The following is a 24,254-nucleotide window of genomic DNA, read 5'->3' as shown; positions in this document are numbered from 1 at the left end:
GGGCCGGGGCATCGATCTTGCATATTCGCGAGTCGATGTTTAGATTCATTTACGTTCGTTTAGGCTTGCTCGTGCCGACCTTCATCGGCATGACGCTGCTGGCCTTCTTTCTCATCCGGCTGGTGCCGGGTGACCCCATCGAGACCATGGCCGGCGAGCGCGGGATCGACCCCGCGCGCCACGCCGAGCTGCGCACCGCCATGGGCCTGGACAAGCCCTTGCTCGTGCAATACGGCATCTACATCGGCCGCGTGCTGCAGGGCGACCTGGGCAAGTCGCTCATCACGCAGGACACGGTGATGAGCGAGTTTCTCGCGCTCTTCCCGGCCACCGTCGAACTCGGCGTGTGTGCGATTCTTTTCGCGCTGCTGCTGGGGCTGCCGGCCGGCATCGTTGCGGCGGTGCGGCGCAATTCGATCTTCGACCACGGCGTGATGGCGACATCGCTCACCGGTTACTCGATGCCGATCTTCTGGTGGGGCCTGCTGCTGATCCTGTTCTTCTCGGTGCAGCTGGGCTGGACGCCGGTGTCGGGCCGCATCTCGGTGCAGTACTTCGTCGAGCCGCAGACCGGATTTTTGCTGATCGACGCGCTGCGCGCCGGCGAAACCGACGCCTTCTGGTCGGCGCTGCACCACCTCATTCTTCCGGCCATCGTGCTGGGCACCGTGCCGCTGGCCGTCATCGCGCGCATGACGCGCTCGGCCATGCTCGAGGTGCTGGGCGAGGACTACATCCGCACCGCGCGCGCCAAGGGCCTGTCGCGCTTTCGCGTGGTGGGCCTGCATGCGCTGCGCAACGCACTGATCCCGGTCGTGACCGTGATCGGCCTGCAGATCGGCGTGCTCTTCACCGGCGCGATCCTGACCGAGACCATCTTCTCCTGGCCCGGTGTCGGCAAGTGGCTCATCGAGGCCATCGGCCGGCGCGACTACCCCGTGCTGCAAGGCGGCATGCTGCTGCTGGGCGGCATCGTGATGCTGCTCAACCTGCTGGTGGACATCGCGTACGGCGTCATCAACCCGCGGATCAGGCACTGAGTCGATGACGAGCAATACCCACGCAGTCACCCCCGGCCCGCAGGTCGCGGCGCCTCCCGGTCCCTGGCGCGAGTTCTGGACCGCCTTCTCGGCGAACCGGGGTGCGGTCATCGGCCTCGTCACCATCGTGGTGCTCTTGCTCGTCGCGCTGTTCGCACCGTGGATCGCACCGCACGCGCCGAACGAAACCAACGCCGCCGCCTTCCTCAAGCCGCCGGCCTGGCAGGAGGGCGGTTCGTGGAGCTATCTGCTCGGCACCGACGCCATCGGGCGTGACATCCTGTCGCGGCTCATGCACGGCGCGCGGCTGTCGCTGTCGATCGGTGTCGCGGTGGTGGCGCTGTCGGTGGTGGTGGGCGTGGTGCTCGGGCTCGTCGCCGGTTTCTTCCGCGGCGTGCTGGAGATCACGATCATGCGGATGATGGACATCATCCTCACGATGCCCAGCCTGCTGATGGCCATCGTGATCGTCGCGATCCTCGGGCCGGGGCTCGTCAACGCGATGCTCGCGGTGGCCATCGTCGTGTTGCCGCACTACGTGCGCATCACGCGCGCCACCGTCATCGCCGAGGTCTCGCGCGACTATGTGACCGCGGCGCGCGTGAGCGGCGCCGGCACGCTGCGCCTGATGTTCCGCGAGGTGCTGCCCAACTGCTCGGCGCCGCTGATCGTGCAGGCCTCGCTCGGCGTCTCGACCGCCATCCTCGACGCGGCGGCGCTCGGCTTCATCGGCCTCGGCGCACAGCCACCGTCGCCCGAGTGGGGCACCATGCTGGCCGACGCGCGCGAGTTCGTGCTGCGCGCGTGGTGGGTCGTCACCTTCCCGGGGCTTGCGATTCTTGCGGCCGTGCTGGCGTTCAACCTGCTGGGCGATGGGCTGCGCGATGCGCTCGACCCCAAGCTCAAGCGCTGAAGCAAAGGAAAGAACCGATGCCTTTGCTCGATATCAAAGACCTGCACGTCGAGTTCCCCACGCAAGGCGGCGTGATGCACGCCGTCGACGGCGTGAGCCTCACGCTCGAAGAGGGCGAGGTGCTCGGCATCGTCGGCGAATCGGGCTCGGGCAAGAGCGTCACGATGATGGCGCTCATGGGCCTCGTCGGCTACCCGGGCCGCGTGCGCGCGGACCACATGCGTTTCGCGGGCAAGGAGCTGCTCGGCATCTCCGACAAGGCGCGCCGCACGCTCGTCGGCAAGGAGGTCGCGATGATCTTCCAGGAGCCGACCACCAGCCTCAATCCCTGCTTCACCATCGGCTTCCAGCTGATGGAAACACTGCGGCTGCACCTGAAGCTCGGCAAGCGCGAGGCGAAAAAACGCGCGACCGAGCTGCTCGAACAGGTGGGCATTTCCGCCGCATCGTCGCGCCTGGGCAGCTACCCGCACCAGCTTTCGGGCGGCATGAACCAGCGCGTGATGATCGCGATGGCCATTGCCTGCAACCCGCGCCTGCTGATCGCAGACGAGCCGACCACCGCGCTCGACGTGACCATCCAGGCGCAGATCCTCGACCTGCTGCGCGACCTGCAGAAAGAGCGCGGCATGGCGCTCGTGCTCATCACGCACAACATGGGTGTGGTCAGCGAGATGGCGCAGCGCATCGCCGTGATGTACGCGGGGCAGGTGATGGAGCACCAGCGCGTCGATCGCTTGTTCGCGTCGCCGCAGCACCCCTACACCGAGGCCTTGCTTGCGGCGCTGCCCGAGCGCGCCGCGCCCGAGGGCCGCCTCGCGACCATCAGCGGCGTGGTGCCCGGCGTGCATGACCGGCCCGCGGGCTGTCTGTTCGCGCCGCGCTGCGGCTACGTCACCGAGCGCGCCTGCCAAGTGCGCCCGGCGCTGCGTGAATGGCAGGATGCCGAGGTGCGCTGCCACTTTCCGCTCGGCGAGCCGGGACGCGCCGAAGCCATCGCGCAAGACCCACCGCGCGCTGCCATCGCGGAGGTGCTGCCATGAGCGACGCTCCGCCGGAGATTGTGGTCGAGGCGCGCAACCTGCAGCGCACCTACGACGTGCGGCGCGGGCTGTTCCGTGCGCCGGCGCAGCTGCGTGCCGTGGGCGACATCTCGTTCCGCCTCGAACGCGGCCGCACGCTCGCGGTGGTGGGCGAATCGGGCTGCGGCAAGTCGACGCTCGCGCGCATGGTCGCGCTGATCGAGAAGCCCACTGCGGGGCAGCTGACGCTGATCGGCGCCGATGCGGTGAGCCCACCGCATGAGCGCAAGCGCGAGCTGCGCCAGGCCGTGCAGCTGGTGTTCCAGAACCCGTACGGCTCGCTCAACCCGCGCAAGAAAATTTCGGCGGTGCTCGAAGACCCGCTGGCCATCAACACCACGCTGAGCAAGCCGGAGCGCGCCGACAAGGCGCGCGAGATGCTCGCGCGCGTCGGCCTGCGCCCCGAGTACGCCAACCGCTACCCGCACATGTTCTCGGGCGGCCAGCGCCAGCGCATCGCCATTGCGCGCGCGCTCATGCTGTCGCCGCGCCTGCTGGTGGCCGACGAGCCGGTGTCGGCGCTCGACGTGTCGATCCAGGCGCAGGTGCTGAACCTGCTGGCCGACCTGCAGGCCGAGCTGGGGCTGGCCTACCTCTTCATCTCGCACGACCTGGGCGTGGTGCGCCACATCGCGCACGACGTGCTCGTGATGTATCTCGGCCATGCGGTGGAGCACGGGCCCAAGTCGCGCATCTTTGCGCGGCCGCTGCATCCGTACACGCAGGCGCTGCTGGCCTCGACGCCGGGCCTGAGCAGCCAGCGCATCGTGCTCAAGGGCGAGTTGCCGTCGCCGCTGAACCCGCCCACGGGTTGCGTCTTCAGCACGCGCTGCCCGCACGTGCAGCCGCGCTGCCGCGAGGAGCGCCCCGCGCTGCGCGTGCTCGACGAACGGCTGGTGGCCTGCCACTTCGCCGAGCAGTTTCTCGATGGCGCGCCTGTCGTGCGCGCCGATGGTCCCGTGCTCGCCGCTTCCTGAAGAGTGGAGTGGCGTTTTTTCAACCCTGTCTCGAGGAGTCCCCATGACGACCCAGTCCTCCGTTTCGCGCCGCTCACAAAAGCTGGCGCTCCTGGCACCGGCAGCGCTCACGGCCCTTACCCTGGCCTGCGGCGCCGTGTCAGCCAAGACGTTGGTGTACTGCTCCGAAGGAAGCCCGGAAAATTTCTATCCGGGCATGAACACCACCGGCACGTCGTTCGACGTGACCACGCAGGTCTACAACACCATCGTCGAGTTCGAGCGCGGCGGCACCAAGGTCATGCCGGGCCTGGCTGAAAAATGGGACATCTCGGCCGACGGCACCGTGTACACCTTCCACCTGCGCAAGGGCGTGAAGTGGCACACCACGAGCAAGAGCTTCAAGCCCACGCGCGACTTCAACGCCGACGACTTCATCTTCATGCTCGAGCGCCAGTGGAAGGAGAGCGACCCCTTCTTCAAGGTCACGAGCCAGAACCACTCGTACTTCAACGACATGGGCATGCCCAAGCTGCTGAAGTCGGTGGACCGCATCGACGACCACACGGTGAAGATCACGCTCAACCAGGCCGAGGCGCCGTTCCTGGCCAACCTGGCGATGCAGTACGCGGGCATCCAGTCGAAGGAATACGCCATCGCGATGCTGAAAGCCGGCACGCCTGAGAAGGTCGATCAGGACCCGGTCGGCACCGGCCCGTTCTACCTCGTGCAGTACCAGAAGGACGCGATCATCCGCTTCAAGGCCTTCCCGCAGTACTGGGGCGGCAAGGCCAAGATCGACGACCTCGTGTTCGCGATCACGCCCGATGCCTCGGTGCGCTGGGCCAAGCTGCAGAAGGGCGAGTGCCACGTCATGCCGTACCCGAACCCGGCCGACCTCGACGCGATCCGCAAGGACCCGAATGTGCAGGTGCTGGAGCAGCCCGGCCTGAACGTCGGCTACCTCTCGTACAACACGACGAAGAAGCCCTTCGACGACGTGCGCGTGCGCAAGGCCATCAACATGGCGATCAACAAGAAGGCCATCATCGACGGCGTGTACCTCACGACCGGCGTGGCCGCGAAGAACCCGATTCCGCCGACCATGTGGTCCTACAACGACGCGACCAAGGACGATCCGTACGACCCTGAAGCCGCGAAGAAGCTGCTGGTGACGGCCGGCTTCCCTGACGGTTTCAGCACCGACCTGTGGGCCATGCCGGTGCAGCGCCCGTACAACCCGAACGCCAAGCGCATTGCCGAGCTGATGCAAGCCGACCTAGCCAAGATCAACGTCAAGGCCGAGATCAAGAGCTTCGAGTGGGGCGAGTACCGCAAGCGCCTGCAGGCCGGCGAGCACCAGATGGGCATGCTGGGCTGGACCGGCGACAACGGCGACCCGGACAACTTCCTGTACACGCTGCTGGGCTGCGCCTCGGCCAAGTCGGCCAGCGGCAGCAACATCTCGAAGTTCTGCTACCAGCCCTACGAAGACCTCGTGGTGAAGGCCAAGAGCACGGTCAAGCAGGCCGACCGCGACGCGCTCTACAAGAAGGCGCAGGTCATCTTCAAGGAGCAGGCGCCGTGGTTCACCATCGCGCACGCGGTGCAGTTGAAGCCGGTGCGCAAGGAAGTGATCGACTTCAAGCTCAGCCCCTTCGGTCGCCACACCTTCTACGGCGTGGACATCAAGTAAGCCGTGGTGGTTGCGCCCATCGCCATCGTGGCGGCCATGCACGAGGAGCTGAGTGCGCTCCTCGCGCGCATGCCCGACGAGCAGCGCGTGCGCGTGGCCGGCCGCGACTTCTGGGTTGGCCACCTGCAGGGCCAGCCCGTGGTCGCGGTGCTGTCGCGCATCGGCAAGGTCGCGGCGGCGGTCACGGCCACGGTGCTGCTCGAGCGCTTCGGCGTGCGGGCCATCGTGTTCACGGGCGTGGCGGGCGGCCTGGCGCCGGGCGTGAACGTCGGCGACGTGGTCGTGGCGACCGAGCTGCTGCAGCACGACATGGACGCCTCGCCGATCTTTCCGAAGTACGAGGTGCCGTTGATGGGGCGCTCACGCTTCGCGGCCGATGCGGCTATCGGCGATGCACTGGCGGCGGTGGCTGAAAGTGCGCTGCGTGATCCGGTGAGTCTGGTGGGGCAGAAGGCGGTCGATGAATTTCGCTTGCAGTCACCGAAGGTCCATCGCGGCCTGCTGATCAGCGGTGACCGCTTCGTATCGACCACCGCAGAGAGCGGCGCCCTGCAGCGCTCGTTGCCCGATGCGCTCGCGGTCGAGATGGAAGGTGCGGCGATGGCGCAGGCCTGCCACGACTACGGCGTGCCCTTTGCGGCGCTGCGGACCATTTCAGACCGCGCCGACGATGCCGCGCACGGCGACTTCACGCGCTTCGTGGCCGAGGTGGCGAGCCGCTACAGCCTGGCCCTCGTCGACGCGTGGCTCGCCTCCTTGCCGCGCGACACGGCCTGAAGCCCTTAGGGCGCGAGCCGGCGCAGCGACGGCAGGTCGCGCAGCAGCGGCGGGATCGACAGTGCCAGCAGCAGCGCGGCCAGTGGCACGACGCAGATGAAGCCCACGTGCTTGAAGCCCAGCGCGCCGACCGCGCCTCCGAGCACGAACATGCCGACCAGCCCGCCGCAGCGGCGCAGCCGGCTGCGGTCGTGGCGCACCGGCAGCGGTGTGGACGGCGCGCGCCGGTTCCAGTAGAGCATCTTGCCCAGCTCGATCCCCACGTCGGTGATGTTGCCGGTCATGTGGGTGGTGCGCGTGCTGCCGCCCGAGGTCTTCGACGCCACGGCGTTCTGCAGCCCCATGATGAACGACAGCAGCAGCACTGTGAGCGGCACCGCGAACGGCGTGGCCCAGGTCAGCGTGATGGCGCCGGCGAGCCCGAACGGGAACATCAGCGCGGCCTCCAGCAGCAGCGGCAGCGCATACACGCCATGCAGCCGATGTTGTCGCGCCCAGTTCACCAGCACCGCGCAGACCGCCGCGCCGCTCACGAACGCGAGGATCGCGCCCACCGCGTTCAACAGCAGCGTGAGGTTGCCCAGCACCATGCCATCCGCCAACTGCGAGGCGAAGCCGGTCATGTGCGAGGTGTACATGTGCAGCACGAGGAAGCCGCCCGCATTGACGGCGCCGGCATTGAAGGCCAGCAACAGGCCGAGCGCGGTGTTCGTCGACGGCGCGCGGTGGCGATTGGTGAGGAAACGAAGTCTGCGCACGGGGCTCTCCAGGTCAACTGCCAGCCGACAGTCACTCTAGCACCCGGTACGCGGACCTACTTGAGCCAGCCGCGCCGGCGGAAGTACCACATCGGCCCCAGCGCGCTCGCTGCCATCAGCGCCAGGGCGTACGGGTAGCCGCCCTGCCAGTCGAGCTCGGGCATGTACTTGAAGTTCATGCCGTAGATGCTCGCGATCAGCGTGGGCGGCAACAGCGCGACGCTGGCCACCGAGAAGATCTTGATGGTCTTGTTCTGGTTGATGTTGATGAAACCGACGGTCGCATCCATCAGGAAGTTGATCTTGTCGAAGAGAAACGCCGTGTGGTTGTCGAGCGATTCGATGTCGCGCAGGATCTGCCGCGCCTCTTCGAACTGCTCGGCGTTGAGCATCTTGCTGCGCATCATGAAGCTCACGGCGCGGCGTGTGTCCATCACGTTGCGGCGGATGCGGCCGTTCAAGTCTTCCTGCCGCGCGATGAGGCCGAGCACTTCGCCGGCCAGCTCGTCGGTGACGTTGCCCGAGAGCACTTTCTTGCCGGCCACTTCGAGCTCGTCGTAGATGTTCTCCAGCGTGTCGGCCGAGTATTCGGCGTCGGCGTCGAAGAGCTTGAGCATCACTTCTTTCGCGTCTTCGATCAGCCCCGGCGCGCGGCGTGCGCGCATGCGCAGCAGGCGGAACACGGGCACGTCTTCGTCGTGGATCGAGAACAGCACGCCGCGGCTGCGCAGGTCGGTGTTGTGCTGGTTGAGGATGAAGGCGACGCGCACCGTGCGCGGGTCTTCGTCGTCGTCGATCAAGAAGTCGGAGCGGATGTGCAGCTCGCCGTTGTCTTCTTCGTAGAAGCGGGCCGATTCCTCGATGTCCTCGTCCATCGCGTCTTCGGGAATGGAGAGGCCGTAGTACTGCTTGATCCAGCGCTTTTCTTCGAGCGTGGGCGACTCGAGATCGACCCAGATCGGCTGGAACTTGGAGAGCTCTTCGAGCGACTCGATCTCTTCCTGGACGAGGCGGCCGTTGGCGAGCGTAAAGATATTGAGCATGGGCTCACTCCCGGGAATGACTGAACGATGGGCGAGGGAGGGGCGCTTTCAATTCCCGCAGACCCGGCGTCAGTACATCATGCGCGGCGTCGGAAGGGAGTTGAAAGCTGCCGAGACGGGGCGGTTTCCATGGGGAGTCTCCGGTTGCAGCGAGGCGCGATTATGTCACTGGCCATTGGGCGGCAAGGCACTCGGACTGGACGGACATACAGTAAAGTCGTGCCCATGCAGACCGCTGCGCCCCCCATTGTTTCCACCGCACCGAAGACGCAAGCCGAGCGTCTGGCCGCGGCGCTTGCCGCGCTCAACGACGACCAGCGCGCGGCGGTCGAGCACGGCGTGGGTACGGCGGTCGGCGAAGACCACCGGCCGCTGCTCGTGATCGCCGGCGCAGGGTCGGGCAAGACCAGCACGCTGGCGCACCGGGTGGCGCACCTGATCGCGGGCGGGGTCGATCCGCAGCGGCTGCTGCTGCTCACCTTCTCGCGCCGCGCCGCGCAGGAAATGGAGCGCCGCGCCGGCCAGGTGCTGGCGCGTGTGCTGGGCCTGAAGTCAGAGCGCCCGCCGGCGCTGCCGTGGGCCGGCACCTTCCACGGCATCGGCGCGCGGCTGCTGCGCGAGTACGCCGCGCAGATCGGGCTCGACGAGAACTTCACCATCCACGACCGCGGCGACGCCGAAGACCTCATGGGGCTGGTGCGGCACGAGCTGGGGCTGTCGTCCACGGTCAACCGCTTTCCGCGCAAGGGCACCTGCCTGTCGATCTACTCGCGCTGCGTGAACACGCGCGCGCCGCTGGCCGAGGTGCTGAAAGACAGCTTTCCCTGGTGCGCCGAGTGGGAGGCCCAGCTCAAGACGCTGTTCGGCGCGTACGTCGAGGCCAAGCAGCAGCAGAACGTGCTCGACTACGACGACCTGCTGCTCTACTGGGCCGAAATGGTCGCCGAGCCCGCGCTGGCCGCGCATGTCGGCGCGCGCTTCGACCATGTGCTGGTCGACGAGTACCAGGACACCAACCTGCTGCAGGCCGCGATCTTGCGGGCGATGAAGCCCGACGGGCGCGGCGTGACGGTGGTGGGCGACGACGCGCAGTCGATCTACTCGTTCCGCGGCGCCACGGTGCGCAACATCCTCGACTTTCCCTCGCAGTTCTCGCAAGAGGCGCGCATCGTCACGCTGGAGCGCAACTACCGCTCGACGCAGCCGATCCTCGACGCGTCGAACCGCGTCATCGCGCAGGCCGCCGAGCGGCACGCCAAGACGCTGTGGACCGACAAGCCCTCGGCCGGCAAGCCGGTGCTGGTGCTCGTGCCCGACGAGGCCGGGCAGGCGCGCTGGGTGGCCGACAAGATCCTGGCGCACCGCGAGGGCGGGCTGGCGCTGAAGTCGCAGGCGGTGCTGTTTCGGACCTCGTCGCACAGCGCGGCGCTCGAACTGGAGCTGGCGCGGCGCAACATCCCGTTCGTGAAGTTCGGTGGGCTCAAGTTTCTCGAGGCCTCGCACGTGAAGGACCTGCTCGCGGTGCTGCGTTTCGCGCAGAACCCGCGCGGACGCATGGCGGGCTTTCGCGTCACGCAGCTCATTCCCGGCGTGGGCCCGGCCACCGGCACGCGCCTGCTCGACGCGATGGACCAGGCGGCCGACCCGGCCGCGGCCGTGCGCGACTTCGTGCCGCCGTCGGCCGCGCGCGAACAGTGGGCCGACTTCGCCCAGGCCTATGCCGCCTTGCGCGAGCCGTCGCTGAAGTGGCCGGCCGACGTGGAAGTCGCGATGCAGTGGTACCAGCCGCACTTGGAGCGGCTGTACGAAGACACCTCGGGCGTGCGGCGTGCCGACGTCGAGCAGCTGGCGCGGCTGGCGGGCGGCTATGGCTCGCGCGAACGCTTCCTTACCGAACTCACGCTCGATCCGCCCGAAGCCACGAGCGACCGGCCCGGCCCGCCGTTGCTCGACGAGGACTACCTGATCCTGTCGACCATCCATTCGGCCAAGGGCCAGGAGTGGAACTCGGTGCATGTGATCAACGTGGTCGACGGCTGCATGCCGGCCGACGTGGCGCAGGGCGCGCACGAGCTGGAAGAAGAGCGGCGCCTGCTCTACGTGGCGATGACGCGGGCCCGCGACCACCTGCACCTGGTGATGCCGCAGCGCTTTCACATCACGCAGCAGGCGGCGCGCGGCGACCGGCACCTGTACGCCAACCGCACCCGTTTCATCACCGAGTCCGACCTGGCAGGCTTCGAGCTGCAGACCTGGCCGCCGCCCCCGGTGCTGCCGCCTGCCGTGCCGCCGCCGGCTGCAGTGATCGACCTGCGCAACCGCATGCGCGCCGCCTGGCGCTGAACGGGCCGGCCCTTCGCGCGAGAGGGGCACTGCACGCGCTGCGTGGAAACACTTGCTTCCAAAGCGCCGCAACCGCATGCCCCTGCACGGGGGTAGCTATGGAATCAATAGCGGATTGGGGCATGCAATACACCAGCCCGTCACTCGGGCAAGCCCCGGTATTGCAATACCGTGACAGCTTGGGCATAGTGAATCCGACCGCCCCCTTTCTCACCTCTTTCTTCCTCTTCTCCCGTTCTCCCCCACACCTGTTTCGCCGGCCACGCTTCATCCCGGAGCGCGGTCATTTCCCCAACCGTCAATTCTCAGGAGGTCATTCATGAATTTGACGATCAGCGGTCATCACCTCGACGTCACACCTGCCTTGCGCACCTACGTCACGAGCAAGCTGGACCGGATCACGCGACATTTCGACCAGGTGGTCGATGTCAAGGTGATCCTCACGGTGGAAAAGCAGAAGGAAAAGGAACGCCGCCAAAAGGCGGAATGCAACATCCACGTCAAGGGCAGTGACATGTTCGCGGAATCGAGCCACGCTGATCTCTACGCCGCGGTCGATGAGCTGGTCGACAAGCTCGACCGCCAGGTGGTCCGCCACAAGGATCGCCTGCAAGACCACCATCACGTGGCACCCAAGCGCGTGATGTAAACGCCGGGCCCCGCGCCCCGCATCTCAGGCCGCCTTCGGGCGGCCTTTTGTTTGTCCGACCACATTGGTGGGGCTTTGCAAAGGCCTCCAGAGGAGGCGACGCCTCTTGGCAACACATGTAGACGAAAGTAATTAGGGGGACTGGGGGTTTTTACCGAGGAGGTGCATAATCGCCCCCGCCCTGACCCCACCATGAATCGCCTCGCGTCCATCCTGCCGCCCGCTCAAGTGCTCGTGAGCGTTGACGCCACCAGCAAGAAACGTGCTTTCGAAGAAGCTGGTCTTCTGTTCGAAAGCCTTCACGGCCTGGGACGTGCCCTCATCACCGACAGCCTGTTTGCGCGCGAGCGCCTCGGCTCCACCGGTCTGGGCCACGGAGTCGCCATTCCGCATGGCCGCATCAAGGGCCTCAAGGCGCCGATGGCCGCGGTGTTCCAGCTGGCGAACCCCATCGGCTTCGACGCTCCCGACGAGCAGCCCGTGGCGCTGCTGATCTTCCTGCTGGTGCCCGAAGCGGCCACGCAGAAGCACCTCGAAATCCTGTCTGAAATTGCCGAGCTGTTGAGCGACGCCGGCCTGCGCGAGCAGATCAAGTCCAGCACCGACGCCGCCGCACTGCACGGCCTCATTGCCGGCTGGCAATCGACCCAGGTCGCCTGAGCGCACGCGCCGGGCCTGCCGCTGCTGATAAGCTGCGGCGACGCTTTTCTCTCCCTCCACTGACCAGAATGCCGGCGTCCCGCGCCGGCCGCCGCACGCATGAAGCCGACCGTCATCAGCGCCGATGCCATGTTCGAGGAGTTCCGCGGATCGCTCCGCTGGGAATGGCTCGCGGGGCTCGGCGCCTCGGAGCGCCAGTTCGACCCCGATGTCATCAGCCGCGCGCAGTCGGCCGCCGACCTGGTCGGCTACCTGAACTACATCCACCCGTACCGCGTGCAGATTCTGGGCGCGCGCGAGGTGGCCTACCTCACGCGCGGCAGCAAGGAAGACTGCGTGCGCCGCATCGGGCGCATCGTCACGCTGGAGCCGCCGATGCTGGTGCTGGCCGACGGCCAGGCCGCGCCCGACGAGCTGCTGTCGATCTGCGAGCGCGCCCAGCTGCCGCTCTTTGCCACGCGCGAATCGTCGGCCTTCGTGATCGACCTGCTGCGCGCCTACCTGTCCAAGCACTTCGCCGAACGCACCTCGATGCATGGCGTGTTCATGGACATCCTGGGCATGGGCGTGATGATCACGGGCGAGTCGGGTCTGGGGAAAAGCGAGCTCGGCCTGGAGCTGATTTCGCGCGGCAACGGCCTCGTGGCTGACGACGCGGTCGACCTGTACCGCATCAACCAGAACACCATCGAGGGCCGCTGCCCCGACCTGCTGCTGAACCTGCTGGAAGTGCGCGGCATCGGCCTGCTGGACATCCGTGCGATCTTCGGCGAGACGGCGGTGCGCCGGAAGATGCGGCTGAAGCTCATCGTGCACCTCGTGCGGCGCGACAGCTTCGAGCGCGACTACGAGCGCATGCCCTCGGCGCCGCTCACGCAGGATGTGCTGGGCATCCCGGTGCGCAAGGTCATCATCCAGGTGGTGGCGGGGCGCAACATCGCCGTGCTGGTGGAGGCGGCGGTGCGCAATTCGATCCTGCAGCTGCGCGGCATCGACACCTATGCCGACTTCGTGGCGCGCCACCACAAGGCGATGGAGAGCGGGCGCGATCCGGACTGAGCAAAGAAAAAAGCCCTTCCAGCTGAAGGGCTGGAAGGGCCGTGTTCTGCTTCAGCAGGTCTTCAGCGTCAGCGCTTCTTGACGCAATCGCCGCACAGGCCGTACAGCGACATGGCGTGGTCCTGCAGGATCCAGCCCTTGTCCTTGGCGATCATCTGCTGGCGGCGCTCGATCTCGGCGTCGTAGAACTCCTCGACCTTGCCGCACGAGGTGCAGATCAGGTGGTCGTGGTGCGTGCCTTCGTTCAGCTCGTAGACCGCCTTGCCGCTTTCGAAGTGGCTGCGCTCCAGGATGCCGGCCTGTTCGAACTGCGTGAGCACGCGGTACACGGTGGCCAGTCCGATGTCGGAGTGTTCGTTGAGCAGCACGCGAAAGACGTCTTCCGCTGTCATGTGCCGCTGGCTGCCGGTCTGGAAGATCTCGAGGATCTTCAGTCGCGGCAAGGTGGCCTTGAGGCCGGTGTTCTTGAGTTCGTCGATGTTGGCCATGATGGTTCCTGCGCCCTGGGCTGAGGCCGGGCCTTCAGGCTCGACCGCTACAATGTTCGATCATATCGCTACCCCCTCTTCTCCCATGCCTGCCATCCTCCAACGCCGGCCCTGGTTGCTGGTTGCTGCCATTGCGGCGACGCTCGCCCTCGGTGCCTGCAGCGGTTTCAGCGAACGCACGCGTGGCGCGCTGTCTGCCGTCACCCCCTATAAAGTCGAAGTGGTGCAGGGCAATTTCGTGTCGAAGGAACAGGTCGCGGCACTCAAGCCCGGCATGTCGCGCCAACAGGTGCGCGAGATCCTCGGCACCTCGCTGCTGAACGACGTCTTCCACGCCAACCGCTGGGACTACGTCTTCACGATCCGCCGCCAGGGCGTCGATCCGCAGGAGCGCCGCCTGACCGTGTTCTTCAACGGTGAACTCATGGACCGCTTCCAGGGCGACGAGATGCCCAGCGAAGAAGAGTTCGTCGCCACGCTCGACACCCGCCGCAAGACCGGCAAGGTGCCGCAGCTCGAAGCCACCGAAGACGAGCTCAAGAAATTTGCGCCCGCCAAGGACGACAAGAAAGCCGACACCACCGGCACCCCGGCGGCCCCCGTGCCCGCGCTGCCGGCCGCCTACCCCCCGCTCGAAGCCGCGCGCTGAGCGTGCGCGGCAGGGCTCCGGCGGCGGCCTCCCCACCTGCGGGCGGTGCCCGCCGGACCGGTGGTTGGCTTGCGTCGGTGTCCATGGCTCCCGTAGGGACTTTTCAAAGACTGAATCGCCGTGACTGAACCGACCACCACCCCCACTTCCGTTTCTTCTTCATCCGCCCCCGCGCTGCGTCGGGTCGCGATTGCCGGCGCCTCGGGCCGCATGGGCCACATGCTGATCGAAGCCGTGCGCAACGCGCCCGACTGCCGCCTGGCCGGCGCGCTCGACATCGCAGGCAGCGCCGCCCTCGGCGCCGATGCCGCAGCCTTCCTGGGCTTCACCAGCGGCGTGCCCATCGTGGCCGACCTGCGCACCGGCCTGCAAGACGCGCAGGTGCTCATCGACTTCACCCGCCCCGAAGGCACCATGGCGCACCTCGCCGTGTGCCGCGAACTGGGCGTGCAGGCCGTGATCGGCACCACCGGCTTCAGCGACGCGCAGAAGGCCGAGATCGCCGAGATCGCCAAAGACATCGCCATCATGATGGCGCCCAACATGAGCGTGGGCGTCAACGTCACGCTCAAGCTGCTCGACATGGCCGCCCGCGCGATGGCCACCGGCTACGACATCGAGATCGTCGAGGCCCACCACCGCTTCAAGGTCGACGCCCCCTCGGGCACCGCGCTCAAGATGGGCGAAGTGATCGCCGACGCGCTGGGCCGTGACCTCAAGGACTGCGCCGTGTACGGCCGCGAAGGCATCACGGGCGAGCGCGACCCGTCGACCATCGGCTTCGCCACCATCCGCGGCGGCGACATCGTGGGCGACCACACCGTGCTGTTCGCGGGCATCGGCGAGCGCATCGAAATCTCCCACAAGTCGTCCAGCCGCGTGACCTACGCGCAGGGCGCGCTGCGTGCGGTGCGCTTCCTGGGCGGCCAGCGCAACGGCCTGTTCGACATGTTCGACGTGCTGGGCCTGAGATGAAGCTCACCCCCAGTCTTCGCGCACTTCGTGTCGCTACGCCAACCCCCTTCCGGGGGCAACACCAGCGGCCCGGCAAAGCCGGTTCCGCGGTGTTTCGCGAAAAAACCATGACTGGGGGGCCTTGTGAGCGTTCTTGAGCTGCTGACCCACGGTGACGGCGTCAGCCGTTCGGTGGCCGCGCTGCTGCTTGCGATGTCAATCGCCAGCTGGGTTGTGATCCTCTGGAAAGCCTGGTTGCTGCGCGGCGGCACGCGCGACGTGCTGCGCAGCATCGCGGCGTTCTGGCAATCGGCCACCCTGGTCGAGGCCGAGCAGAAGCTCCAGGCCTTCGACCGCGCCGAACTCGTGCGCCCCGCCGTGGCCGCGCTGCGCCAGGCCGCCACCGAAGTCCCCGGCGGCACGCTGGGCGCCACGGTCGATCGCAACCAACGCCTCACGCGCGTGCTGCGCGGTGCGCTGCACGGCGCGTTGCGGCGCCTGCAGGCCGGGCAGATCCTGCTGGCCACTGTCGGCGCCACCGCGCCCTTCGTCGGCCTGCTTGGCACCGTCTGGGGCATCTACGGCGCGCTGGCGGGCATCGCGGGCCAGACCGGCGGCTTCACCATCGACAAGGTGGCCGGCCCGGTCGGCGAGGCGCTCGTCATGACGGCCTTCGGCCTCGCCGTCGCCATTCCGGCCGTGCTGGCCTACAACGTGTTCGGCCGTGTCGTGGGCCGCGTCGAGGCCGAGCTCGAAGGCTTCGCGCACGACCTGCTCGGCAGCTTCGGCGAAGCGCCGAAGCCCGCCGCACCGCCGCCTGTGCGGCCGATGCCCGTTTAGAGAGCAGCACACACGCCATGGCCTTCGGACGCACATCGCTAGGCAGCAGCGCCGCAGGCGGCGGGCGTGCCGTGGGCGCGGGCGGGCAGCGCCCGCTGTCCGACATCAACGTCACGCCGCTGGTCGACGTGATGCTGGTGCTGCTGGTGATCTTCATCATCACCGCGCCGCTGATGGCCAGCTCGATCAAGCTCGACCTGCCGCAGACCGACGCGGGCCAGCCCAGCGACACGCCCAAGTTTGTGAGCCTGTCGGTCGATGCGTCGGGCAAGACTTTCTTCAACGACAAGCCCGTGACCGATGAAGAACTGACGGCCCAGCTCGAGAAGGCCGCCGCCGACAGCAAGGACACCGAGGTGCAATTGCGCGCCGACCAGACCGTGCCCTATGGCAAGGTGGTGGCGCTGATGGGGATCGCGAACAAGGCCGGGTTGAACCGGATCGGGTTCGTGACCGAGGCCGAAGCAGCAAAACCGCGCTGATTCCGGCTTTGCTCCTTCCCCTTCCGGGGGAAGGTTGGGATGGGGGCACAGCGGCCTCCGATTCACGGCAGTGGTTCATCGAACGCCGCTGTGCCCCCACCCCGCCCTCCCCCGGAAGGGGAGGGAGAAATACCCAAAGGCTCAGCTCAGCACCACGGGCTTCGTATGCCAGATCTCATGCGCGTACTCCGCGATCGTCCGGTCCGACGAGAACGCGCCCATCCCCGCCACATTGAGGATCGCCATGTGCGTCCACGCGTCCGCGTCGCGGTACAGCGCATCGACCTCGGCCTGCTTGGCCACGTAGCTCGCGTAGTCGGCCAGCAGCAGGTAGTGGTCGCCCCAGTTCACGAGCGCGTCGTAGATGCCCTGGTAGCGCGCCGGCTCGCCCGGTGAGAACGCGCCGTCGCGGATGGCGTCGAGCACGCGTTTGAGTTCGGCGTTGTCTTCGTAGATCTCGCGCGGCTGGTAGCCGCGGGCGCGGATGTCGGCCACCTCGGGCGTGGTGTGGCCGAAGATGAAGATGTTCTCGGGGCCGACGTTCTCGCGCATTTCGACGTTGGCGCCATCGAGCGTGCCGATGGTGAGCGCGCCGTTGAGCGCGAACTTCATGTTGCCCGTGCCCGAGGCCTCGGTGCCCGCGGTGGAAATCTGCTCCGACAGGTCGGCCGCCGGCATGATGATCTCGGCCAGGCTCACGCTGTAGTTCGGCAAAAACACCACCTTCAGCAGCTTGCCCACGCGCGCGTCGGCGTTCACGGTGGCCGCCACGTCGTTGATGAGGCGGATCACCTGCTTGGCCATCGCGTAGGCCGAAGCGGCCTTGCCCGCGAACACGACCACGCGCGGCACGATGTCGACCGACGCACCGCTGGCCTGCGCATCGAGGATGCGGTGGTAGCGCGCGATCACGTGCAGCACGTTGAGCAGCTGCCGCTTGTACTCGTGGATGCGCTTGACCTGCACGTCGAACATCGCGTCGGTGTCCAGGTCGAGCTTCAGGTGCTCGCCGACCCAGTTGGCCAGCCGCAGCTTGTTCTCGCGCTTGGCATGGCGAAAGGCGCGCACGAAGGCGGGCTGCGCGACCATCGGCCGCAACGCTTCGAGCTGCGACAGGTCGCGCCGCCAGCCCTTGCCGATGCGCTGGTCGAGCAGCGCGGCCAGTGGCGGGTTGGCCTGCGCGAGCCAGCGGCGCGGCGTGACGCCGTTGGTCTTGTTGTTGAAGCGCTCGGGAAAGATCTTGGCAAAGTCGGAAAAGATCGACTGCTTCATCAGCTCCGAGTGCAGCCCCGACACGCCGTTGATCGAGTGGCTGGCCAGCACCGCCACATAGGCCATGCGCACGCGCCGCTCGCCCGCTTCATCGACCAGCGACAGCCGGCGCATCAGCTCGACGTCGTTGCCCACCTTCTGCGTCACCGTGGCCAGGAACTTCGCGTTGATGTCGTAAATGATCTGCAGGTGACGCGGCAGGATGCGCCCGAGCATCTCGACCGGCCAGGTCTCCAGTGCCTCGTGCATCAGCGTGTGGTTGGTGTAGCTGAACACCTTCTGCGTGTGGCCCCAGGCCACATCCCACGCCAGGCCGTGCTCGTCGAGCAGCAGGCGCATGAGCTCGGGCACGGCCAACACCGGGTGCGTGTCGTTCAGATGGATGCTGACTTTTTCGGACAGCTGGTCGAAGCTCGTGTGATTGCGCAGGTAGCGGCGCAACAAATCCTGCACGCTGGCGCTGCAGAAAAAATACTCCTGATGCAGCCGCAGCTCGCGGCCCGAGGGCGTGGAGTCGTCGGGGTAGAGCACGCGCGACACGTTCTCGGAGTGGTTCTTGCTCTCCACCGCCTGCATGTAGTTGCCGCGGTTGAAGGCCGAGAGGTCGATCTCTTCGGTGGCGCGCGCCGACCACAGCCGCAAGGTGTTGGTGGCCTGCGTGCCGTAGCCGGGAATGATCGTGTCGTAGGCGACGGCGCGCACGTCGTGCGTGTCGACCCAGTCGGCCGCGCCGTAGGGCGCATTGGTGCCTTCGCGCTTTTGCACGCGGCCGCCGAAGCGCACGCGGTAGTTCACCTCGGGCCGCTGGAACTCCCACGGGTTGCCGCGCGTGAGCCAGTAGTCGGGCGTTTCGACCTGCTGGCCGTTGACGATCTGCTGGCGGAACATGCCGTATTCGTAGCGGATGCCGTAGCCCATGCCGGGCACGCCGAGCGTGGCCATCGAATCGAGAAAGCAGGCGGCGAGCCGCCCCAGGCCGCCGTTGCCGAGCGCCGCATCGGGTTCGCGCTCGGCCAGCGCCGCCATGTCGACGCCGAAGTCGGCCAGCGCCTCGCGCACGATGCCGTACAGGTCGACGGCGAGCAGCGCGTTGGTAAAAGTGCGCCCGATGAGGAACTCCATCGACAGGTAGTACACGCGCTTGAGGTCCTGCGCGTAGTTGGCGCGCGTGGTCGTCATCCAGCGCTCGACGAGCTGGTCGCGCACGGCCAGCGCGGTGGCGTGCAGCCAGTCGTCGGGGCTGGCGGCCACGGGGTCCTTGCCGACGGCGTAGATCAGCTTGTTGGCCACCGCGCGCTTGAAGGCGGCAACGTCGCGGTCGGGGTGGTCGTAGGCGAAGTCCTTGATCGTCATGGGGGGCGTTCTCGGGGTGGGTTGTGGGGTGGGGGTGATCGTTCAGGCCAACGCCCGTTGATACACATCGATGTACTGCGCGGCTGCGGTGCCCCAGTCGGCCGGGCGCCGCATGGCATTGCCGCGCACGCGGCGCCAGTCGGCGGCGCGTTCGTACAGCGCGAAGGCGCGGCGCAGGGCGCGGTCGTAGTCGGCGTCTTCGAAGCGGTCGAACACGAAGCCGGTGGCCGCGCCGCTGGCCATGTCTTCCAGCGTGCAATTGACCACCGTGTCGGCCAGCCCGCCCACGCGGCGCACCAGCGGCAGGCTGCCGTACTTCAGGCCGTACATCTGCGTGAGGCCGCAGGGCTCGAACAGCGAAGGCACGAGCGTCACGTCGCCTGCGCCGAAGAGCTGGTGCGCGAGTGTCTCGTCGTAGCCGATGGTGACGCTCACCGATTCGGGCGCCGTTGCGGCGCGCTGGCGAAAAGCTTCTTCGAGCCAGCCCTCGCCGCTGCCGAGCAGCGCGAGCTGTCCGCCTTTGGCGAGCAGCATGTCGAGGCCGCCGAGCACGAGGTGCAGGCCCTTCTGCTCGGTGAGCCGGCTCACCACGATGAACAGCGGCGCGTCGGGGCGCTCGGCCAGCCCCAGCTGGCGCTGCAGCACCGACTTGCAGCGCGCCTTGCCGGCCATGTGGCGGCCTTCGGGTGTCTGGTAGCCCTGCACCAGCGCGGCGTCGGTGGACGGGTTCCAGACCTGGTCGTCCACCGCGTTGAGGATGCCGCTGAGCACGTTGCTGCGCTGGCGCAGCAGGCCGTCGAGGCCGCAGCCCTGTTCGGGCGTCTGGATTTCGAGCGCGTAGGTCGGGCTCACGGTGGTGAGCTGGTCGGCGAAGCACAGGCCGCCCTTCATGAAGGAGACCTGACCGTGGTACTCGAGACCGTTCATGTGGAAGGCCGACGCCGGCAGGCCGAGTTCGGCGAAGTGCTTCGGCGCGAACAGGCCCTGGTAGGCGAGGTTGTGCACGGTGAACACGGTGCCCGTGCGCGGGCCGCCCGCGCGCCGCGCGAAAGACAGGTAGGCGGGCGCGAGCGCTGCGTGCCAGTCGTGCGCGTGCACGACGTCGGGCCGCCAGGCGGGGTCGAGCCCCTGCGCGAGCTGCGCTGCGGCCCAGCCCAGCAGCGCGAAGCGGCGGTGGTTGTCGCTGTAGGGTTGGCGCGCGGTGTCTTCATACGGATTGCCGGGCCGGTCGTAGAGCGCGGGCGCGTCGATCACGTACGTGGGAAGCGGCGCTGCGCCTGCGATGGCCACATGCCCGGCGCGCAGGCCGAAGCGCTCGCCCCAGGGCGCGGTGAACTCGGCCACCGGCGTCAGGTCGCGCACGCCGGCGATGATGGCGGGAAAGCCTGGCAGCAGCGCGCGCGCGTCCTGCCCCGCGGCCATGAGCGCCAGGGGCAGGGCGCCGGCGATGTCCGCCAGGCCGCCGGTCTTGAGGAGGGGAAACAGCTCGGCGCTGACCTGCAGGATGCGCATCGTGCTTCGCTTATTAAACGGCGGCGGGCACGGGGTCGGGCGCCAGCCGGTGCAGCATTTCGCGCGTGACCAGCACCACGCCCGTTTCGGTGCGCTCGAAGCGCGCGGCATCGGCCTCGGCGTCTTCGCCGATCACCGTCTCGTCGGGGATCACGCAGCCGCGGTCGATCACCACGCGGTTCAGCCGGCAGCCGCGGCCCACTTCCACGTCGGGCAGCAGCACGGCTTCGTTGATCTCGCAGAAGGAATGGATGCGCACGCCCGAGAACAGCACCGCACTGCTGATCTTCGAGCCCGAGACGATGCAGCCGCCCGAGACGATGGTGTTGACCGTCATGCCGTGCTTGCCCTCGCGGTCGAGCACGAACTTGGCCGGCGGCAGCTGCCGCTGGTAGGTCCAGATGGGCCAGTCCGTGTCATAGATGTCGAGCTCCGGGGTGATCGAGGCCAGGTCGAGGTTGGCTGCCCAGAATGCATCAATCGTGCCCACGTCGCGCCAGTAGGCCTTGGCGTCGGGCCCGCGCGAGGCGCGCGTGACGCACGACATGCTGAACGGATGCGCCAGCGCGCGGCCCTCGGCCACGGCGCGCGGGATGATGTCCTTGCCGAAGTCGTGGCTCGAATCGGGGTTGGCGTTGTCTTCCTCGAGCAGCCGGTACAGGTAGGCCGAATCGAAGATGTAGATGCCCATGCTGGCCAGCGCCATGTCGGGGTGGCCGGGCATGGCGGGCGGATCGGCCGGCTTCTCGAGAAAGCTGGTGATCTGCCGGCCGTCGTCCACCGCCATCACGCCGAAGGCCGTGGCCTCCATGCGCGGCACCTCGATGCAGCCGACCGTGCAGCCCAGGCCGCGCTCGGCGTGGTCCTTGAGCATGACGGAGTAGTCCATCTTGTAGATGTGGTCGCCGGCCAGCACCACCACGTAGTCGTGCGGCGTGGAGCGGGTGCTGATGATGTCCAGGTTCTGGAACACCGCATCGGCCGTGCCGCGGTACCAGTGCTCGTCGCCCATGCGCTGCTGCGCGGGCAGCACGTCGACCATCTCGTTGAGCTCGGCACGCAAAAAACTCCAGCCGCGCTGCAGGTGGCGCATGAGCGAGTGCGACTTGTACTGCGTGACCACCGCCATGCGCCGGATGCCGGAGTTCAGGCAGTTGGACAGTGCGAAATCGATGATGCGGAACTTGCCGCCGAAGTACACGGCCGGCTTGGCGCGGCGATCGGTGAGCTGCTTGAGGCGCGAGCCCCGGCCGCCGGCCAGCACCAGCGCGATGGTGCGGCGGACCAGTTGATGGGCCTGCAGGGGCGCCTGCGGGGCCTGTGCGGCCCGGGTGTTGAGCTTGTCCATCTGTGTCTCCGTTCGTTCGCTTTGTTGAATTCGTCGTCGTCAGAGTGTCCGCACCGAGTCTGGCACTGCGCCGTGGGCTTGGCTCCTACGTTCTTGCAAGCCAGAGGCTCGAAACCGGCACCTCGGCCACGCGACCCAGCGGGCGGGGCGCGGTGCGCAGGTCATCGGGGTCTTCGGCATCGGTGGCAAGGCAGCAGCGCCAGCCGCCATTCGGCAGCGTGAAGGTGACGGGGTTCGGGCCCGCATTCACCAGCACCAGCCAGGCGTCCTCGGCATGCCCGAACAGGATCGCAAGGGCTGTGCCTGCGCGCCAGTCGGCCGGCGCCATCGGCTGGCCGTCGGGGCGCAGCCAGCGCAGGCCCGGCGGGGCGCCGGCCGGCGGCTCGGCAGGCCACCAGTGCGCGCTGCGCAGCGCCGGTGCTTCGCGCCGCAGGGCCGTGAGGCGCGCGACGAACGCAGTCAGGCGCGCGCGTTCGCTGGCCGGGTCGGACAGCCCGATCCAGTTGAGCCAGGTGGTCTCGTTGTCCTGGCAGTAAGCGTTGTTGTTGCCGTTCTGGCTGTGGCCGAGTTCGTCGCCGGCCAGCAGCATCGGGGTGCCCTGGGACAGCAGCAGCGTGGCGAGCAGCGTGCGCTGCAGGCGGGCGCGCAGTGCGCGCACGGCGGGGTCGTCGCTCGGGCCTTCGACACCGCAGTTGGTGCTCAGGTTGTGGGCATGGCCGTCGCGGTTGTCTTCGCCGTTGGCGAGGTTGTGGCGCGACGCGTAGCTCACGAGGTCGCGCAGCGTGAAGCCGTCGTGCGCGGTGATGAAGTTGACGCTCGCGGTCGGTGCGCGGCCATCGTGCGCGAAGCTCGCGCTGGAGGCGGTGAAGCGGTGCGCGAAGTCGCCCAGCCCGGTGGCGCCCTCGCGCCCCTGGCGCAGCCAGAAGCCGCGTTGCGTGTCGCGGAAGCGGTCGTTCCATTCGAGCCAGCCGGGCGGGAACTCGCCGAGCCGGTAGCCGCCGGGGCCGATGTCCCAGGGCTCGGCGATGCGCAGCGTGCGCGACAGCACCGGGTCTTGCGCGATGGCCGCGAAGAAGGGCGCGCGCGCATCGAAGCCGCGCTGCGCGTCGCGGCCCAGCACGGGGGCGAGGTCGAAGCGGAAGCCGTCGACGCCCATTTCGCAGGCCCAGAAGCGCAGGCTGTCCATCACGAGTTGCAGCACGCGCGGCTCGCCGAGGTTGAGGCAGTTGCCGGTGCCGGCCCAGTTCTCGTACAGGGCGCGGTCGTCGGTGCGCAGGTGGTAGTACAGGGCGTTGTCGATGCCGCGCAGCGAGAGCGTCGGGCCGAGTTCGTCGCTCTCGGCGCTGTGGTTGTAGACCACGTCGATCACCAGTTCCATGCCGCGCGCATGCACCGCATCGGCCATAGCGCGGAACTCGCTGGCGGGCGTGGTGCCGGGGCGGCCGCTCCAGAAGCGCGCCTCGGGTGCGAACCAGCCGATGGTGTTGTAGCCCCAGTGGTTGGTCAGGCCTCCTGCCAGCAGGCGCGGTTCGTCGGCGCGGTGCTGCACGGGCATGAGGCTGAGGGTGGTGATGCCCAGGCGTTGCAAGTGGTCGAGGACGGCGGGTTCGGCTAGGCCTGCGTAGGTGCCGCGCAAGGGTTCGGGTACGCCCGGGTGTTGGTGGGTGAGGCTGCGGATGTGCAACTCGTAGAGGACGCGGTCGCTGGGGGGGATGTGGGCGCGGCCTGTTGTTGGGGGTGTGTTGTTGGTTGCTGTGACGCGGGCTTTGAGTGCTATCGGGGCGTTGTCTCGGGTGTCGCGTTGGGTTGGGTTTGTGGGGGCGTGGCCCAGGAAGAGGTCGCTGCCGTTGTAGTGGCCGAGGATTTCTCGGGCGTAGGGGTCGAGGAGGAGCTTGGCGGGGTTGAAGCGCTGTCCTTCTGCGGGGGCCCAGGGGCCGTGGACTCGGTAGCCGTAGATCAGGCCTGGTCTTGCGTTGGGGAGCAGGCCGTGCCAGATGCCGTCTGTGCATTCTGGGAGCGTTAGGCGCTGCTGTTCGCTCTGGCCTGTGCTGTCGAAGAGGCAGAGTTCTACTTTGCTTGCTGATGGGGCTGCGATTGCGAAGTTGACGCCTTGCTGCGATGGGATTGCGCCCAAAGGGAGGGGGCTGCCTGGGCTCAGCATGTTGTTGGCTTCCCTGCGGGTTTGTTTTCCGAGGCCGGGACTCGCCCCGGCGGGCGACTCACTTTCTTTTGCTTCGCCAAAAGAAAGTAAGCAAAGAAAAGGCGACCCCACTGTCTGCGACCCTCCGCTTCGCTGCGGGCAACCTGCGGTGCTCGCGTTTCGCGGGGTCTCGCAGAACTCGCTTCGCTCAAACAGCTGCGAGCCCTGATCCGCGAAACG

Annotated in this window: 21 protein-coding genes; 14 read left to right on the top strand and 7 right to left on the bottom strand. The window is 67.6% G+C overall.

What is annotated here, in order from left to right; translation table 11 throughout:
- Window positions 1-35 precede the first annotated feature (35 nt).
- From CY658_RS28405 to CY658_RS28380, 6 genes are read left to right on the top strand one after another with little or no spacing between them, the layout of a single operon-like run.
- On the top strand, window positions 36-1,040 hold the full coding sequence (locus CY658_RS28405; RefSeq protein ID WP_101493360.1) for an ABC transporter permease subunit: 1,005 nt from the start codon (window positions 36-38) through the stop codon (window positions 1,038-1,040).
- Between the two features lie 4 nt (window positions 1,041-1,044).
- Window positions 1,045-1,953, top strand: coding sequence for an ABC transporter permease subunit (locus CY658_RS28400; RefSeq protein ID WP_101493359.1), 909 nt, complete (start codon window positions 1,045-1,047; stop codon window positions 1,951-1,953).
- Between the two features lie 17 nt (window positions 1,954-1,970).
- A complete protein-coding gene (locus tag CY658_RS28395) occupies window positions 1,971-2,996 on the top strand; it encodes an ABC transporter ATP-binding protein (protein ID WP_101493358.1) in 1,026 nt (341 codons plus the stop codon).
- Window positions 2,993-4,012: a peptide ABC transporter ATP-binding protein gene (locus CY658_RS28390; RefSeq protein WP_101493357.1), complete on the top strand. Its 1,020-nt coding sequence runs from the start codon at window positions 2,993-2,995 to the stop codon at window positions 4,010-4,012. Before CY658_RS28395 ends, CY658_RS28390 begins: the two co-directional genes overlap by 4 nt.
- 43 nt (window positions 4,013-4,055) lie before the next feature.
- Entirely contained in the window at window positions 4,056-5,687 is a 1,632-nt protein-coding gene (locus tag CY658_RS28385; RefSeq protein ID WP_101493356.1) for an ABC transporter substrate-binding protein, read from the top strand.
- A 6-nt stretch (window positions 5,688-5,693) separates the two neighbouring features.
- On the top strand, window positions 5,694-6,464 hold the full coding sequence (locus tag CY658_RS28380) for a 5'-methylthioadenosine/adenosylhomocysteine nucleosidase (protein ID WP_101493565.1): 771 nt from the start codon (window positions 5,694-5,696) through the stop codon (window positions 6,462-6,464).
- Between the two features lie 5 nt (window positions 6,465-6,469).
- On the opposite strand, the gene CY658_RS28375 is transcribed toward CY658_RS28380, so the two are convergent.
- The gene (locus CY658_RS28375) at window positions 6,470-7,222 is read right to left on the bottom strand and encodes a YoaK family protein (protein ID WP_099794714.1); all 753 of its coding nucleotides are present in this window, start codon (window positions 7,220-7,222) and stop codon (window positions 6,470-6,472) included.
- Between the two features lie 56 nt (window positions 7,223-7,278).
- Window positions 7,279-8,265 (bottom strand): magnesium/cobalt transporter CorA, encoded by a 987-nt coding sequence (corA, locus tag CY658_RS28370; RefSeq protein WP_101493355.1) that lies wholly within the window; start codon window positions 8,263-8,265, stop codon window positions 7,279-7,281.
- Window positions 8,266-8,490: 225 nt separating this feature from the next.
- Between corA and CY658_RS28365 the strand changes: the two genes are divergently transcribed.
- The 4 genes from CY658_RS28365 (at window position 8,491) to hprK (ending at window position 12,976) form a co-directional block, all read left to right on the top strand.
- Window positions 8,491-10,608 (top strand): ATP-dependent helicase, encoded by a 2,118-nt coding sequence (locus CY658_RS28365; protein WP_101493354.1) that lies wholly within the window; start codon window positions 8,491-8,493, stop codon window positions 10,606-10,608.
- Between the two features lie 319 nt (window positions 10,609-10,927).
- Window positions 10,928-11,257, top strand: a complete 330-nt coding sequence (gene hpf / locus CY658_RS28360) for a ribosome hibernation-promoting factor, HPF/YfiA family (protein ID WP_101493353.1) — start codon at window positions 10,928-10,930, stop codon at window positions 11,255-11,257.
- Between the two features lie 192 nt (window positions 11,258-11,449).
- Window positions 11,450-11,917, top strand: coding sequence for a PTS sugar transporter subunit IIA (locus CY658_RS28355; protein ID WP_042581318.1), 468 nt, complete (start codon window positions 11,450-11,452; stop codon window positions 11,915-11,917).
- A gap of 99 nt (window positions 11,918-12,016) precedes the next feature.
- Window positions 12,017-12,976 carry an HPr(Ser) kinase/phosphatase gene (hprK, locus tag CY658_RS28350; protein ID WP_062481041.1) on the top strand — a complete coding sequence of 320 codons (960 nt, stop codon included), beginning with the start codon at window positions 12,017-12,019 and terminating at the stop codon, window positions 12,974-12,976.
- Between the two features lie 68 nt (window positions 12,977-13,044).
- On the opposite strand, the gene fur is transcribed toward hprK, so the two are convergent.
- Complete coding sequence (gene fur, locus CY658_RS28345; RefSeq protein ID WP_056584276.1) at window positions 13,045-13,464, bottom strand: ferric iron uptake transcriptional regulator; 420 nt, start codon at window positions 13,462-13,464, stop codon at window positions 13,045-13,047.
- Between the two features lie 85 nt (window positions 13,465-13,549).
- Here fur and CY658_RS28340 point away from each other — a divergent pair, with 85 nt between their 5' ends.
- The 4 genes from CY658_RS28340 to CY658_RS28325 all read left to right on the top strand — a co-directional run bounded on the left by CY658_RS28340 (window position 13,550) and on the right by CY658_RS28325 (window position 16,389).
- Window positions 13,550-14,113 (top strand): outer membrane protein assembly factor BamE, encoded by a 564-nt coding sequence (locus CY658_RS28340; RefSeq protein ID WP_101493352.1) that lies wholly within the window; start codon window positions 13,550-13,552, stop codon window positions 14,111-14,113.
- Window positions 14,114-14,287: 174 nt separating this feature from the next.
- A complete protein-coding gene (gene dapB / locus CY658_RS28335) occupies window positions 14,288-15,088 on the top strand; it encodes a 4-hydroxy-tetrahydrodipicolinate reductase (protein WP_099797352.1) in 801 nt (266 codons plus the stop codon).
- Between the two features lie 123 nt (window positions 15,089-15,211).
- Window positions 15,212-15,907, top strand: a complete 696-nt coding sequence (locus tag CY658_RS28330; RefSeq protein ID WP_101493351.1) for a MotA/TolQ/ExbB proton channel family protein — start codon at window positions 15,212-15,214, stop codon at window positions 15,905-15,907.
- Between the two features lie 17 nt (window positions 15,908-15,924).
- Window positions 15,925-16,389 carry an ExbD/TolR family protein gene (locus CY658_RS28325; protein WP_101493350.1) on the top strand — a complete coding sequence of 155 codons (465 nt, stop codon included), beginning with the start codon at window positions 15,925-15,927 and terminating at the stop codon, window positions 16,387-16,389.
- Window positions 16,390-16,530: 141 nt separating this feature from the next.
- Here CY658_RS28325 and CY658_RS28315 read toward each other — a convergent pair whose 3' ends face one another.
- The 4 genes from CY658_RS28315 to glgX form a co-directional block, all read right to left on the bottom strand.
- Window positions 16,531-19,014 carry a glycogen/starch/alpha-glucan phosphorylase gene (locus tag CY658_RS28315; RefSeq protein ID WP_101493348.1) on the bottom strand — a complete coding sequence of 828 codons (2,484 nt, stop codon included), beginning with the start codon at window positions 19,012-19,014 and terminating at the stop codon, window positions 16,531-16,533.
- Window positions 19,015-19,056: 42 nt separating this feature from the next.
- Window positions 19,057-20,526: a glycogen synthase GlgA gene (glgA, locus tag CY658_RS28310; RefSeq protein ID WP_101493347.1), complete on the bottom strand. Its 1,470-nt coding sequence runs from the start codon at window positions 20,524-20,526 to the stop codon at window positions 19,057-19,059.
- A gap of 13 nt (window positions 20,527-20,539) precedes the next feature.
- On the bottom strand, window positions 20,540-21,874 hold the full coding sequence (glgC, locus tag CY658_RS28305; protein WP_101493346.1) for a glucose-1-phosphate adenylyltransferase: 1,335 nt from the start codon (window positions 21,872-21,874) through the stop codon (window positions 20,540-20,542).
- Between the two features lie 85 nt (window positions 21,875-21,959).
- On the bottom strand, window positions 21,960-24,035 hold the full coding sequence (glgX, locus tag CY658_RS28300; protein ID WP_101493345.1) for a glycogen debranching protein GlgX: 2,076 nt from the start codon (window positions 24,033-24,035) through the stop codon (window positions 21,960-21,962).
- Window positions 24,036-24,254: the final 219 nt, after the last annotated feature.

Source organism: Variovorax sp. RO1, assembly GCF_002849325.1.
In the GTDB taxonomy this organism is placed as follows: domain Bacteria; phylum Pseudomonadota; class Gammaproteobacteria; order Burkholderiales; family Burkholderiaceae_C; genus Variovorax.
This window is presented reverse-complemented; position numbering and strand designations above follow the sequence as displayed.